The 13,931-nt window shown below is 61.0% G+C and carries 14 protein-coding genes; 6 read left to right on the top strand and 8 right to left on the bottom strand.

The window, feature by feature from the left end; genetic code table 11:
- Window position 1 precedes the first annotated feature (1 nt).
- On the bottom strand, window positions 2–1,897 hold the full coding sequence (locus ACI512_RS01990) for an FTR1 family protein (protein WP_236380322.1): 1,896 nt from the start codon (window positions 1,895–1,897) through the stop codon (window positions 2–4).
- Window positions 1,898–2,165: 268 nt separating this feature from the next.
- Between ACI512_RS01990 and ACI512_RS01995 the strand changes: the two genes are divergently transcribed.
- From ACI512_RS01995 to ACI512_RS02010, 4 genes are read left to right on the top strand one after another with little or no spacing between them, the layout of a single operon-like run.
- A complete protein-coding gene (locus ACI512_RS01995; RefSeq protein ID WP_236380323.1) occupies window positions 2,166–3,560 on the top strand; it encodes a COG3014 family protein in 1,395 nt (464 codons plus the stop codon).
- A gap of 10 nt (window positions 3,561–3,570) precedes the next feature.
- The gene (locus ACI512_RS02000; protein ID WP_015886478.1) at window positions 3,571–3,942 is read left to right on the top strand and encodes a YcfL family protein; all 372 of its coding nucleotides are present in this window, start codon (window positions 3,571–3,573) and stop codon (window positions 3,940–3,942) included.
- 35 nt (window positions 3,943–3,977) lie between these two features.
- Window positions 3,978–4,565, top strand: a complete 588-nt coding sequence (gene lpoB, locus ACI512_RS02005; RefSeq protein ID WP_015886479.1) for a penicillin-binding protein activator LpoB — start codon at window positions 3,978–3,980, stop codon at window positions 4,563–4,565.
- Window positions 4,566–4,568: 3 nt separating this feature from the next.
- Window positions 4,569–5,309 carry a hypothetical protein gene (locus ACI512_RS02010; RefSeq protein WP_046034882.1) on the top strand — a complete coding sequence of 247 codons (741 nt, stop codon included), beginning with the start codon at window positions 4,569–4,571 and terminating at the stop codon, window positions 5,307–5,309.
- 141 nt (window positions 5,310–5,450) lie between these two features.
- On the opposite strand, the gene ACI512_RS02015 is transcribed toward ACI512_RS02010, so the two are convergent.
- From ACI512_RS02015 to ACI512_RS02025, 3 genes are all read right to left on the bottom strand, one after another.
- Complete coding sequence (locus ACI512_RS02015) at window positions 5,451–6,083, bottom strand: LysE family transporter (protein ID WP_015886481.1); 633 nt, start codon at window positions 6,081–6,083, stop codon at window positions 5,451–5,453.
- Window positions 6,084–6,169: 86 nt separating this feature from the next.
- A complete protein-coding gene (locus ACI512_RS02020) occupies window positions 6,170–6,742 on the bottom strand; it encodes a mechanosensitive ion channel family protein (RefSeq protein ID WP_015886482.1) in 573 nt (190 codons plus the stop codon).
- A complete protein-coding gene (locus ACI512_RS02025; protein WP_015886483.1) occupies window positions 6,742–8,652 on the bottom strand; it encodes an ATP-binding cassette domain-containing protein in 1,911 nt (636 codons plus the stop codon). The genes ACI512_RS02020 and ACI512_RS02025 overlap by 1 nt, the downstream gene beginning before the upstream one ends.
- 50 nt (window positions 8,653–8,702) lie before the next feature.
- Between ACI512_RS02025 and ACI512_RS02030 the strand changes: the two genes are divergently transcribed.
- Window positions 8,703–9,170 carry a TIGR02444 family protein gene (locus ACI512_RS02030; protein ID WP_236380325.1) on the top strand — a complete coding sequence of 156 codons (468 nt, stop codon included), beginning with the start codon at window positions 8,703–8,705 and terminating at the stop codon, window positions 9,168–9,170.
- Here ACI512_RS02030 and ACI512_RS02035 read toward each other — a convergent pair.
- On the bottom strand, window positions 9,167–10,330 hold the full coding sequence (locus tag ACI512_RS02035) for an AlgP family protein (RefSeq protein ID WP_405121595.1): 1,164 nt from the start codon (window positions 10,328–10,330) through the stop codon (window positions 9,167–9,169). The genes ACI512_RS02030 and ACI512_RS02035 overlap by 4 nt on opposite strands.
- A gap of 192 nt (window positions 10,331–10,522) precedes the next feature.
- Between ACI512_RS02035 and ACI512_RS02040 the strand changes: the two genes are divergently transcribed.
- Complete coding sequence (locus ACI512_RS02040) at window positions 10,523–11,200, top strand: FKBP-type peptidyl-prolyl cis-trans isomerase (protein ID WP_231809531.1); 678 nt, start codon at window positions 10,523–10,525, stop codon at window positions 11,198–11,200.
- 54 nt (window positions 11,201–11,254) lie between these two features.
- Here ACI512_RS02040 and ACI512_RS02045 read toward each other — a convergent pair whose 3' ends face one another.
- From ACI512_RS02045 to ACI512_RS02055, 3 genes are all read right to left on the bottom strand, one after another.
- Window positions 11,255–11,713, bottom strand: a complete 459-nt coding sequence (locus ACI512_RS02045) for an Rsd/AlgQ family anti-sigma factor (protein ID WP_064053275.1) — start codon at window positions 11,711–11,713, stop codon at window positions 11,255–11,257.
- 209 nt (window positions 11,714–11,922) lie between these two features.
- On the bottom strand, window positions 11,923–12,444 hold the full coding sequence (locus ACI512_RS02050) for a disulfide bond formation protein B (RefSeq protein WP_236379996.1): 522 nt from the start codon (window positions 12,442–12,444) through the stop codon (window positions 11,923–11,925).
- Window positions 12,445–12,689: 245 nt separating this feature from the next.
- Complete coding sequence (locus tag ACI512_RS02055) at window positions 12,690–13,931, bottom strand: heme biosynthesis protein HemY (protein ID WP_064053273.1); 1,242 nt, start codon at window positions 13,929–13,931, stop codon at window positions 12,690–12,692.

Here is a 13,931-nt window from a genome sequence, read left to right on the forward strand (position 1 = left end):
CTTAAGCCATCACCCGGCGCTTCTCGGCCAAACGGCTGCGGCCATACAGCACCACAATCGCCAGGATCGCCACGGCCTGCGCACTCAGCGAGTACGCATCGGCGTGGATGCCCAGCCAGTCGAAGTCAAAGAAGGCGACCGGCCGCGTGCCAAAAATGCCGGCCTCCTGCAACGCCTTCACGCCATGCCCGGCAAACACCACCGACAGTGCACACAACAATGCCGCGTTGATCCCGAAGAACAACGCCAGCGGCAGCTTCGCCGAACCGCGCAGGATCACCCACGCCAGGCCCACCAGCAGCACCAGCGCCGTGGCGCCACCGGCCAACACCGCGTTGTGCCCGGCCGGGCCAGCTTGCAGCCACAGGGTTTCGTAGAACAGGATCACTTCGAACAACTCGCGGTACACCGAGAAGAACGCCAGCATCGCAAAGCCGAACCGCCCGCCGCCGCCCACCAGGCTGCTCTTGATGTAGTCCTGCCAAGCGGCGGCGTGGCGGCGATCGTGCATCCACACGCCGAGCCACAGCACCATCACACTGGCGAACAGGGCTGTGCAGCCTTCAAGCAATTCGCGCTGGGCGCCGCTCACGTCAATCACATACGCCGCCAACGCCCAGGTCGCCAGACCCGCCAACAGCGCCAGGCCCCAACCGACGTTGACGCTGCGCACCGCCGACTGCTGGCCGGTGTTGCGCAGGAACGCGAGGATCGCGGCCAGCACCAGGATCGCTTCCAGGCCTTCGCGCAACAGGATCAGCAAACCGGAGATGTAGCTCAACGACCAACTCAGGCCATCACTGCCCAGCAAGCCGGCAGACTCGGTGAGCTTGCCCTTGGCCACGTCCAGGCGTTGTTGCACCTGCTCGACCGGCAAACCGTCCTGCAACGACTGTCGGTAGGCCATCAGCGCCTTCTCGGTGTCCTTGCGCACGTTGGCGTCAACGTTATCCAGCGAGCTTTCTACCAGCTCGAAACCTTCCAGATACGCGGCCACCGACAGGTCGTAAGCCTGTTCGTGGTCACCCTTTTGGAACGCCGCCAGGCTCTTGTCCAGCGTGCTGGCGGTGTAGTCCAGCAACTGCGCCGGGCCACGCTTGACCTGCGGCGGTTGCGCACGCTGGGCGCGGAACGTCGCGGCAGCCGCCGGACCGCTGGCGGCCAGCACTTCATTGGGGGTCTGGCGGGCCAGGTCAGCAAGGTTGAACGGTTGCTCGCTTTTCGCGGCGGCCGGGTCGGCGGTGAAGCCGGCGATGTAGGTGGCCAGGTCCCAGCGCTGGCGGTCGTCCAGTTGGTCGGCGAAGGACGGCATATCAGTGCCTTCGACGCCCAGGCCAAGGGTGTTGTAGATCGCGTAAAGGCTCAGGCGGTCCAGGCGTACGGCGTCCCGCAGGTTGGCGGGTGGCGGCGTCATGCCCACGCTGGCTGGGCCGTCACCGGCGCCAGCAGTGCCGTGGCATACCGAACAATGCTGGGCGTAGAGCGGCGCACCGCGCGTGGGATCAGGGGTGATCGCCGGGGCCTGGCTGACTTCATAGGCCACGGCCAACTGGGCGCCCAATTGACGGGCTTGGCGAGCGACTGCCGCGCCGTCTTGATGGGCAGTTACAGCCGCTAACAGTTCGTCGACGCCCTTGACCAACGCCGCGCGCTCCGGGCGTTTTGGCAGTTCGGCCACCAGGCCATGCAACACGCCGAGAAACTCCAGTTGTTCGCGGTATTCGGATTCATCGATAACCTTGCCCGCCTCCACCGTCGGAGGATAGTCAGCGCCAATGTAGTCCAGCAAATGTAGGGCTTGTGGGGCGCCCTCGGCAGTTGCGGCCAACAGGTTGAAGCTGCATGACATCAACGCCGGCAATATCAGCCAGGCGAGAAAACGGAAGGGGGCAGTCATGAACGAATCTCAAAGGGAAATACGAAGTAACACATTGTTGAGCCTTAATGGGTTTGACTCAAGGCGTAAGTGATTGGGTGTTGGTGGGGGCGGGGCATTTTTAGAAGCGGACTAGTGGCGTTTTGGCGACTTCGTCGGGGCAAAAAGCCATTGTTTTGCCAGTAATGGTGCTTATAATGCCGCGCCCTGTTAGTGCGAAAGGGAATTTCGTTCCTTGTTTTTATGAGGAATGACCACATCGGTTGATACTTTCAGGGAAGAAGTCTGCATGGCATTTCGCGCCTTACCCTCGCTCGCGCTCGCGACGGTGACCTTGTTGTCCGGCTGCTCGATGTTCCGCAGCTACGATACAGAGCTGCAAGCCACCAATCAGCAATTGGCCACCGGCAATGTCGACGCCGCCCTGACCCTGCTGGAAAAGAACAACACCGGCGACGACAAGGACCTGCTCTATTTCTTCGAAAAGGGCGAGCTGCTGCGTGCCAAGGGTGACTTGACCGGCAGCCAGACCGCCTGGCGCAGCGCCGACCTGCAAGTCTACAAGTGGGAAGAGTCGGTCAAGTTCGACAGCGCCAGGTACCTCGCCCAATTTGGCAGCTTCCTGGCCAATGACAAGGTGCGTCGCTACGAAGGCTATGACTACGAAAAGGTCATGCTGACCACGCAGATGGCCCTGAACCTGCTGGCCCTGAACGACTTCGACGGCGCACGCACCGAAATCAAGAAGACCCATGAACGTGAAGCCGTGATCGCCGACCTGCGGGACAAGGAATACCTCAAGCGCGAGGACGAAGCCCAGCGCGAAGGCGTGACCACCCAGATGAAAGACCTGCGCGGCTACCCGGTGGAAACCCTGGACGCGCCGGAAGTGGTCGGCCTGAAAAACAGCTACCAGAGTGCGTTCAGCCATTACCTGGCTGGCTTTGTCTACGAAGCCCTCGGCGAAAAAGACCTGGCGGCACCCGGCTATCGCAAGGCCGTTGAACTGCGCCCCAACACGCCATTATTGGAAAAGGCCCTGCTGGACCTGGACAAATCCAAGGTCGGCGCCGATGAAACCGACGTGCTGATCGTGGTACAGAGCGGCCTGGCACCGGCCCGCGACTCTATTCGCCTGCCGCTGCCGATCCCGATCAATGGCAACCTGGTGATCACCCCGCTGTCGTTCCCGGTGATCAAGGCTGATACGTCCACCGCAACCTTCGCGCAGATTGGCGTCGACGGCCAGCAACAGAACCTCACTGCACTCAACAGCACCACGGCCATGTCCCGCCGCGCCCTGCGCGATGACATGCCGGGGATCATCCTGCGCACCACCGTGCGTGCGGTCACCCGTGGCGTGGCGCAAAACAACCTGAACAAGACCAACCCCATGGCGGGCCTGGTGCTGGGTATCGCCTCGGCCGTCACCGAAGGCGCCGACACCCGCACGTGGCGTACCCTGCCGGACCTGACCCAGGTGACCCGCCTGCGCCTCAAGCATGGCGAGCATCAGGTCAGCCTGCCCAACGCCCTGGGCGGCACGCGGGTGACGGTCAAGGCCGATCAGCGTTATCAGGTCATCACCCTGCGCGTGGTCGGCAACCAGGTATTCGCCGGCGGCCTGGCCGCCCACGTGGAGCCGAACACCGCCAACCAGGCCATCGCCCTCAAACAACCTTAAGGAGCACGTTATGCGTCATTTCATCCTCGGCGCCCTGGCGCTGGTCCTGCTGGCCGGCTGTGCCACTCCGCCGCCGCCTGAGCCTGGCAGCGCCGCGAGCAAAATCGTGGTGATGGGCAAGTTCAAGGGCATCGCGGTCGGTGCCATCCGCGTAGCCCGCGAGAACGGCTTCCTCACCGCCAAGGTGCAGTTGAGCAACATCACCAGCAGCAACCAGATGATGTATTACCGCTTTGCCTGGCTGGGTGCCGACGGCTTCCCGGTGGGCGATGAAGAAACCTGGAAAGTGCTGAACTTGTACGCCAACCAGGCGACCTTCCTGCCTGCGATTGCCAATGTGCCGCAGGCGGCGGACTTCCGCCTTGAAGTGAAAACCCCTTGAGCCGTCCATCCTTTTTGCTGCTGAGAGAATTCCCAATGTTTGCACGCTTCTCGATCCTTGCCGTCGTCGCCGTCCTGGCCAGCGGCTGCGCCAACACCTCCCCGGTACTGGGCGGTAAAAACATCAGCTACGGCGATACCAAGGCAGTGGAACTGGTGACCAATGAGTTCGGTTCCACCGACCTGCAGATGATCGCCGAAAGCATGACCCGCTCCCTGGCTCAGTCCGGCATCCTGCAAGGCCGTCCGGTGGTGCAGGTATACGACGTGAAGAACAAGACCAGTGAGTACATCGACACCCGTGAAATCACCACGTCGATCAAGACCCAACTGATGAAGACCGGCACCGCACGCTTTGCCAGCGACAACACCGACATGCAGAGCCAGGTCGACCAGCTCAAGCTGCAGAACCAGAGCGGCCTGTACAAGAAGTCCACCGTCAGCAAGACCGGCAATATGGTCGCCGCCAAGTACCGCCTGGAAGGCTCCATCAGCTCCATCGTCAAGCGCAGCTCGGACTACAAGGACGTGTTCTACAAATTCAGCCTGCAGCTGATCGACGTCGAGAGCGGCCTGGCCGAATGGATGGACGAAAAAGAAATCCGCAAAACCACGGAGCGCTAAGCAATGCGTGCATGGATCGGCATGATCGGCCTGCTGTGTGCCTTCGGCGCCTCGGCCGCCCCGAAGATCGCGGTGACCGACCTGGCCTACGAGGCGCGGGTCGAGGAATACATCCACCAGGTTTCGGCGAGCAACAACTTCCAGGCCAGCGCTTACCACGCCAGTGGGGCGTCGAACTACAGCGAGTACGAAAGCCGTACCAGCTACATCGAACAGACCGAGCTGCGTAAATTCAGCGGTGATATCAAGGGCGAGATCCTCAAGTCCCGGCAGTTCCAACTGGTGCAGGGCACGCCCTACACCGCCGATGCCAAGGGTGACGTCTACGACGTGATCAAACGCATCAAGGCCGGTAATTTCAAGGGCGCCGACTATGTGCTGTTCGGCACACTGTCAGACATCGACTTCACCCAGGACATCAACGCCCTGGACCACACCAACAGCTACTCGGCGGTGCTGGGCCTGACGCTGGTGGCGGATTTCAGCCTGATCAATACGCGCACCTACGAGATCACCTCGGCGTTTACCGCCATGGGTGAAGGCCAGGACACCAAGCTGGTGAACAGCCGTGACATACGCGTGAGCCTGAACCGGCCGCGCGTGGTGAAGGAAGTATCGAAAGCCTTGGGTGAAGATGTGGCCCGGCAGTTGGCGGAACAGTTGGGTGGCGGGTATCAAGACCCCGGCCAGCCGCCGCTACGCAACAACCTGCCAAGGGATGAAGCACCGAAGATTTTGCGCTGAGCCTAAGCCTCACAGACAACACAAAACCAAATGTGGGAGGGGGCTTGCCCCCGATAGCGGTGGGTCAGCTACAAGTTAGCTGACTGACACACCGCCATCGGGCGCAAGCCCCCTCCCACATTTTTGATTCAGTTTTTTCAGTTACGCGGTAGCACGATGCAAGCTGGCCAGGAAACCCGCAGCGCCCACAAACAACCCGGCAAACGTGCGGTTCATACGCTTCTGCTGCTTAGGCGTACGCAACAAGCGCAACACCTTCGACGCCAGCCCCGTATAGCCTGCCATCACGACCATGTCGACGCAGATCATCGTCGCGCCCAGGATCAGGTACTGGATCAGCAGCGGCGCCTGCGGGTTCACGAACTGCGGCAGCACCGCCAACATGAATACCAAGGCTTTGGGGTTGCTGGCATTGACCAGAAAGCCCCGGAACATCATCGCCATCGGCTTGCCGATCGGGCGCACGGCCGCGTCATCGGTCATGTCCATGGGCAAGGCGCGCCACTGCTTGATGGCCAGGTACACCAAGTACGCCACGCCAAACCATTTGATCACATAGAAGGCCGTGGACGACGTCGCCAGAATGGCACCCAGGCCGCAAGCGACGACGGCAATCTGCATCGCCAGGCCCAGTTGCAGGCCAATGGCGTTCCAGTAACCGCGCAGGAAACCGTATTGCAGGCCGCTGGACATCGAGGCGATGGCGCCAGCGCCAGGGGAAAGGGAGATGATCCAACTGGCCAGGAAAAAGGCCAGCCACGTATCGAGTGCCATTACACACCTCAGGAGGGAGTTTGCTGTTGTGCCTTAAACTAACTCCGCCGACCAAAGAATGGCTATAGATTTTTACAGGATGACTGCTAGCGGTCGCCCGGAAACACATGGGTACCTGGCCAACGTCGCACCGAGCGCTGGAAGAACAAGCTGTTGGGCACTTGCACCATCGCGCTGTCGGTTCCGGCTTCCGCTACTTCGACCAGCGTGGTGTAGAGCAGGTTGATCGCCACGACGCGGCCTTTCACACCCGGTTTGTCGACGGTGTCCACCAACTCGACGATGTCACCCAGGCGAAACGGCCCGACGGTGAAGATCAGAATGGCGCACAGCAGGTTGGAGAGCACCGACCACATGGCGAAGAACGCCACCGCCGCCACCGCGACAAACCCCGACAGCGCCGTCCACAACACCGTTGCAGACACACCCAGGCGACCCAGCACAAAGATCAGCGCACTGCCCATGATCAGCCAGCGCAAGCCACCGCGCAGCGGCATCAACAATTGCGGTGGGAACGGGTAACGCTCACCGAGGCGCGTCAGGCCTTTGGCAACAAAACGCTGGGCGAGGTAGCCGGCCAGCAGAATCAGCAGGATTTGCACGCCGATCCACACGGGTTCGATCCATTGCGCCGGCAGTGGCAGTTGCAACGCTTCCATCAGGACAGCGCCTCCAGCTCCGCTTGCAGGGTTTCCAGCACTTCGAGGGCTTCCATCCAAGTCTCTTCCAATTGCCCTTCGCGGACCTTGAGCTTGGCCTGTTCAGCCAGCAGGTCGCGCAACTCGTCCTTACGGGCGGCTTCGTAGACGGCGCTGTCGCCCAAGCTGGTTTCGATTTTGGCCAGGCGCTCGTGCACCTTGCCCAACTCGGCCTCCAGCTTGTCGGCTTCACGCTTGTGCGGCGCCAATTGTTGGCGCAACGCAGCGGCAGCCTGACGCTGGGCTTTCTTGTCAGTCTTGTCGGGGTTGACCGGGGTATTGCTGACCGGCGCATTGCGCAGGCGGTAATCCGTCAGCCAGCGTGCGTAGTCATCCAGGTCGCCGTCGAATTCTTCGACTTTACCGTCCGCCACCAGCAGGAAATTATCCGTGGTGCTCTTGAGCAAGTGGCGATCGTGAGACACCACCAGTACCGCACCACTGAACTCTTGCAGGGCCATCGTCAGCGCCAGGCGCATTTCCAGGTCCAGGTGGTTGGTCGGTTCGTCGAGCAGCAGCAGGTTCGGGCGGTCCCAGGCGATCAACGCCAGGGCCAGGCGGGCTTTTTCGCCGCCGGAGAAATTCAGCACCGGCTCATCGATGCGCGCGCCACGGAAGTCGAAACCACCGAGGAAGTCGCGCAGGGTTTGCTCGCGCTCGGTCGGCGCCAGGCGCTGCAAGTGCAGCAACGGGCTGGCCTTGGCGTCGAGGGAGTCCAACTGGTGCTGGGCGAAGTAGCCCACCACCGTGTTCTCGCCACGGGTCAAGCGCCCGGCCAGGGGCGAAAGCTCGCCCGACAGGTTCTTGATCAGCGTCGACTTGCCCGCACCGTTAGGGCCGAGCAAACCGATGCGCGCACCTGGCGTGAGCTGCAGCTTCACTTTTTCCAGGATGGTTTTGTCGCCGTACCCCAAGCGGGCATCTGACAAGTCCAGCAGGGGGCTGGAGATCTTCGCCGACTCGCGGAACACAAAGTCGAACGGCGAATCGACGTGGGCCGCCGACAGCTCTTCCATGCGTTCCAGGGCCTTGATCCGGCTCTGGGCCTGGCGGGCCTTGGTGGCCTGGGCCTTGAAGCGGGCGATATAGCTTTCCATGTGCGCACGCTGCGCCTGCTGCTTTTCAAAGGCCTGTTGCTGCTGGGCCAGGCGTTCGGCGCGGGCGCGTTCGAATGCGGTGTAGCCGCCCCGGTAGAGCGTGATTTTCTTCTGTTCGACGTGGGCGATGTTGTCGACCACGGCGTCGAGGAAGTCCCGGTCGTGGGAAATCAGCAGCAAGGTGCCCTGATAGTTCTTGAGGAAGTCTTCCAGCCACAGGATCGCATCGAGGTCCAAGTGGTTGGTCGGTTCGTCGAGCAGCAACAGGTCCGAGGGGCACATCAGCGCCTGCGCCAGGTTCAGGCGCATGCGCCAGCCGCCGGAGAAGTCGGCGACCGGGCGGTCCATCTGTTCGTTGGTAAAGCCAAGGCCGGCGAGCATCTTGCGGGCGCGGGCGTCGGCGGTGTAACCGTCGGCGCTGTCGAGTTCCGAGTGCAGGCGGGCCTGAGCGGCGCCATCCTGGGCTTTCTCGGCCTCGGCCAGGTCGTGTTGCACCTGGCGCAGGCGCAGGTCGCCATCGAGCACGTAGTCGATCGCGATGCGGTCCAGGGTGTCGATCTCCTGGCGCATATGGGCGATACGCCAGTCGGCCGGCAGCAAGCAGTCCCCGGAGTCCGGGGTCAGCTCACCCAGCAACAGGGCGAACAACGTGGATTTGCCGGCACCGTTGGCACCGATCAGGCCGGCTTTGTGACCGGCGTGCAGGGTCAGCTCGGCGTCTTCGAGAAGACGTTGCGGGCCACGCTGTAATGTTAGGCTTTGAAGTCGGATCATAATGGCGGCGGAGTCTACCAGCTTCGTTGGCCGCTGGCTTGGGTGTGAATATGTACGCTGACCTGTGGAGCTTTGCCCTCTCGACTTACGCCCGCCCGGACGTCGAAGCCGCTTGCCTGCGCTTGCAGGAGCAAGGGGCGGATGTGTGCCTGTTGCTGTGTTGCGCCTGGCTGGAGCAGCGCGCTGTGACAGTGACCGCCGAGCGCATACAGGCGCTGAAACAAATCGCCAGGCCCTGGCAGGCACAGGTGATCGAGCCGCTACGACGCGTACGCATGCAATGGCGCGCCATGGCGCAGCAGGATGAGGATTTAGCGCGGTTACGCGAGCGGGTCAAGGCTCTGGAGCTGGACGCCGAACGGCAGCTGTTGATGCGACTGGAAGCGTTGGCACAAACGTGGCCGACTGGCGAAGCGATGAATAAGCAACTGTGGCTGGAAGGACTGGCGGCTGAGGATGCCGCCAACCTTGACCACGACGCGCTGCAGCGGCTGCGCGTCGTGGCCACCAGCGCTTAGGAAGCGCTGGTTGGGGTGGTGCTTGGCGCTACCGGTGCAGACGTGTTGCTGGCCGGTGCAGTTGGAGCGGTGGACGCTGTCGGGGCGGCAGCAGGTGTTGCTGGCTTGGCCGGTGCGGGTTTTGCGGCAGCGGGTTTGGTAACGGCTGGCTTGGCGGCTGGCTTTGCAGCAGCAGGTTTGGCAGCTGGCTTAGCGGCTGGTTTTGCAGCAGCCGGTTTAGCCACTGGCTTGGCAGCTGGTTTCGCAGCAGCGGTTTTAGCGGCTGGCTTGGCGGCTGGTTTTGCAGCAGCCGGTTTAGCGGCTGGCTTGGCGGCTGGTTTCGCAACAGCCGTTTTAGCGGCTGGCTTGGCAGCTGGTTTCGCAGCAGCGGTTTTAGCGGCTGGCTTGGCAGCTGGTTTCGCAGCAGCGGTTTTAGCGGCTGGCTTGGCGGCTGGTTTTGCAGCAGCCGTTTTAGCGGCTGGCTTGGCAGCTGGTTTCGCAGCAGCGGTTTTAGCAACTGGCTTGGCGGCTGGTTTTGCAGCGGCCGTTTTAGCGGCTGGCTTGGCAGCTGGTTTCGCAGCAGCGGTTTTAGCAACTGGCTTGGCGGCTGGTTTTGCAGCAGCGGTTTTGGCAACTGACTTGGCGGCTGGTTTTGCAGCAGCCGTTTTAGCAGCTGGTTTCGCAGCAGCGGGTTTTGCTGCGGCTTTAGCAGGTGCCTTAGCAGCAACAGCTTTGCTCGCTGGCTTTTTCGCCGCGCTTGCTGCAACAGCTTTTGCAGGGGTACGAGCACCCAGCACCTTAGCCACAGCTTCCTTCACACGACCAACGCCCTGGGCCAGTTTCAGGCTTTCCTGAGCATCTTTTTTGAGTTGGGAAATGTAGGCGCGGGTTTCAGCTTGGCGATCCTTGAGGGCGTCCAGCAGGTCCTCAAGTTCTTTGACTGCGTCCTTGGCTTTGGCTTGGGCCTTGGCCTTGCCGGCAGTAGCGGCATCTTGCAATTTGGTGCGGGATTTGTGCAGCTTTTCTTGCGCTTTACCGCGCTGTTTTTCCAGCTTGGCGAGCAGTTTTTCTGCATCGGCCAACGCTTGGGAACAGGCGCTTTCCAGATGTTCGAGCAAGCTGCCCGAAAGTTGTTGGAGTAAATGCAACGGGGTATTAACAGGCTTCTGTTTGGCCGACATGGTTTACCTCCTGGCTGACGTGGGTGCGGCTCATACTAGCCCTCTGCTCTTACCGCCGCTAGGGCATGTTGACAGTATCGTTTGCCTTGCGTTGCACCGTACGAAAATTCTTATCGTTATAACGAAAGTACGCGGCACTTTTTACCGGCTCACACTGGCATAATCCGTCGCACTTTCGGCGGGAGACCACCCATGTCGCGTTACCTTTTTCTTGTGCTTGGCCTGGCGATTTCGGTGGCCAATGCGAGCGAGCAATCACCGTCCAAAACCACTGAACAAAATCAGCATGACCTCGCCTACAGCCTGGGCGCAAGCCTCGGTGAACGCTTGCGCCAGGAGGTCCCTGACCTGCAGATCCAGGCGTTGATCGACGGCCTAAAGCAAGCCTATCAAGGCAAGCCGCTGGCGCTGGATAACGCGCGCATCGAACAGATTCTGGCCCAGCACGAAGCACAGAATGAAGCAGATACGCAGGCACCTCAAAGCGAAAAAGCCCTGGCTGCCGAACAACAATTCCTGAGCAAAGAGAAAGCCGCAAAAGGCGTGCGCGAATTGGCGAATGGAATCCTGCTCACCGAACTCACTCCCGGCACTGGCGACAAGCCAACGGCCAGCGATCAAGTTCAAGTGAAATACGTGGGGCGGTTACCCGATGGAACGGTGTTCGACCAGAGCACCCAACCTCAGTGGTTTCGTCTTGATAGTGTGATCAGCGGCTGGAGCAGTGCGTTGCAGCAGATGCCAGTGGGGGCAAAATGGCGCCTGGTGATCCCATCAGCCCAGGCGTATGGCGCCGACGGTGCAGGTGAATTGATCCCGCCTTATACACCCCTGGTGTTCGAGATCGAATTGCTCGGTACCCGACACTGAGCCAATAAAAAACGGTGCGCCATGCGCACCGTTTTTTTGTATGGCTATCGAGGGTCAGGCCTGAGTGGCAGGCTCTTCCTTATGGGCGTTGTGCAGCACTTCGATCAGGCAGTCTTCCAGTTCGAATCGCTCATGCAGCAGTGCACCCAACTCTTTGAATTTTGCTGCAACACAGTTTCCGGCATCACACAGGTCGGTGAAGGCCAGCAGCTTCTCGGTGATGACATCGATACGCGGGTAAAGGGTCTCAGCCAATTCCAGACCACGCTGATCGTCGAAGGCTTCCGCCTCCTTGGTCAGCTGTTCGTAGACGCCGAAATGGCCGGCTGACACGTAGTCCACCAACACACCGCAGAAATCCTGCAACGGTTCACGATTCTCCGCCAGTGCCTCGGGCTTGGCACCGAGAGCATCAAAGGCCCGAACCAGTTCGTGACGTGCCTTCAGCCAGCTGTCGATCAGCTTGTGCACCCCACCCCAGCGTTCCTGAGCATTCTGACAACTTTCCAGCATGATGATCTCTCTTCCCTATAGGGGCGCTGCCGCCTGGTGCCCGCGCAACACTTCAAGGATAAAGCGGCAGCCGGACAAGGCCACATCTGACAAACGGTTTCAATAAGACATGCGGGCCAGATTATGCCCGCATGACTATGGCTTCAAGGTACGCAGGAGAGAAAGTTCATACAAGTGTTTAATCCCGCCCTACAAACTGCGACTGCCTTTCAGCGCCCCACCGGGCGCAAATGCTGGCTCAAAAACAGCCGTGAAAACTGCATGAAGCCCAAGATCAACATCCCCAGGAAGAACAACAGACTCCACTCCGGCAGGCTCAAGTCAAACAGCGTCCAATTGATGTCCATGCAGTCGACGCTGCCTTTGACGGTCAATTGCAGCGCCTGCCAAAACGACAGGTTTTCGATCATGTGGTGCAGGCTGGGCCAGCAGTCGGCCGTCTGGTCCGGCGCGGCATTTTGTAGCAGTACCTGGCGCACGGCGGTAATGGCACCGAGCAGCGCGAAGCTCATGCTCGCCAGCCCGTACCGGCAAATAACGCTACGTTTGGGGTTATGGAGGGTGGCGACCAGATTGTTCAATGTGAAAGCCGCCAGGAACCCCCGCTGCATCTGGCATAGGAAGCAAGGACGCAACGAAGCACCGAACTCGAGGTAAAAGGACGCGCCCAATGTCAGCGTACCCGCCAGGAACGCAAAGAAAAACAAGGAGCGTGAAGGGGCCAAAGACATGCTTTATCCGCATCGCGAAAGATAGGTCGCTACGGTAGAGGAAAGGCCTTACCCCTTTCAATACGTACTAGAGCAGACGATTCCGCGAGCGGTTAAGGACTTGCCGCCAGAAGATGAAAGACGTTGCGCAATCGAGCGTCGGACCTTGCCCACAAACGCTCTAAACCCGTCTTTTGCAGTGTTTTCGAAGCAACGAAGGGTGACCCGCTGGATATAGCTGAGCCAACCCTCGTCGCTTTCCTACGTCAGACCCGCGCCGGAACCGGCAGCGGTGACGCCAGCAATCGGTTATCCAGCAGCCCCAGCCCCTCTTGGAACAGCTGGTTACTGCGCTCGGTGTCACCCAGTTGAGCCAACAAGCGCGCCAACTCGGCACAGGCCTCAGGATTGCGCTGCACTTGGAGGCTGCTTTCCAGATAATCCCGCGCCTTGCCCCATAGACTGTTTTGCAGGCACAGGCGACCCAGCGTCAGCAGCAGGCTGGCATCACCGGGGTGGTCCTTGAGCCAACCTTCGGCAAACTTCAACTGCCGGGCCGGATCACTGCCGCGCAACAGGCCGTACAGTCGGATCAGGTGGCTGTCGTAGCCGCGCTTGATCGCGCCACGCAACGCTTCTTCGGCCTGGGTGTCAGCACCCAACTGGCGCAGTTGCTCGGCGTAGGCCAAGACCAGTTGCGGTTCTTGGCGCTGAGCGGACGTCAGTTGTTGCCAGGCCCGCTCAAGCGACTGCAAGCCTGCTTCGCCCTGTTCTTCGCGCTGGGCTGCGAGACTCAGGTTCTCCCCCCAAGCGCGACGCTCAAGCTCGGCCAGCTCGCTGGCGGGCAGCACCTTGTCCTTGCGCAGTTCGGGCAGCAAGCGGATCACCGACGACCAATCACCGCGCTGCTGATGCAGGCGCTGCAATTGACGCAGGACCTGGGCGTTATGAGGATGGCGCTCGTGCATCGCCTGCAAGGTGATCAGTGCGCCGTCCGTATCACCGCGGTCCAGTTGCAATTGCGCATGGCTCAAGGCAACCGCCAGCTCGGCCTGAGGCTGACGCTCCAACGCTCTCTCCAGCAAGCCGTCGGACTCTTCGTAGCGCCCCTGTTCATTTGCGGCACGCGCCGCGCCGAGGTAGTACAGCAGCGGCTGGCGCTCGGCCTCGGCGGCACGGTGCAGGTGGCGCTCGGCACTGGCCCAACGGCCTTCGGCAAGGTCCATCTGGCCTTGCTCGATGGCGACCTGTACACGACGGCTGCGGTTACGCCGCGACCACGGGTTGACCACGCCGCCGGAGGTGGTAATCAGGCTCAACAGCACCCGGATCAGGTAGATCGCCAAACCGACGGCAAATACCGCCACCAGCGTCGCCCACAGGCTCGACTCGTAATGCAGCACATGCGGGTAGGTAATCAGCACGTAGCCGGTGTGTTTCGAAATGCCTACAGCCAGTGCCAGCGCGATTGCAATCGCCAGCACGAGGATCACATAGAAACGCTTCAT

This window comes from Pseudomonas petroselini (assembly GCF_045037875.1).
In the GTDB taxonomy this organism is placed as follows: domain Bacteria; phylum Pseudomonadota; class Gammaproteobacteria; order Pseudomonadales; family Pseudomonadaceae; genus Aquipseudomonas; species Aquipseudomonas petroselini.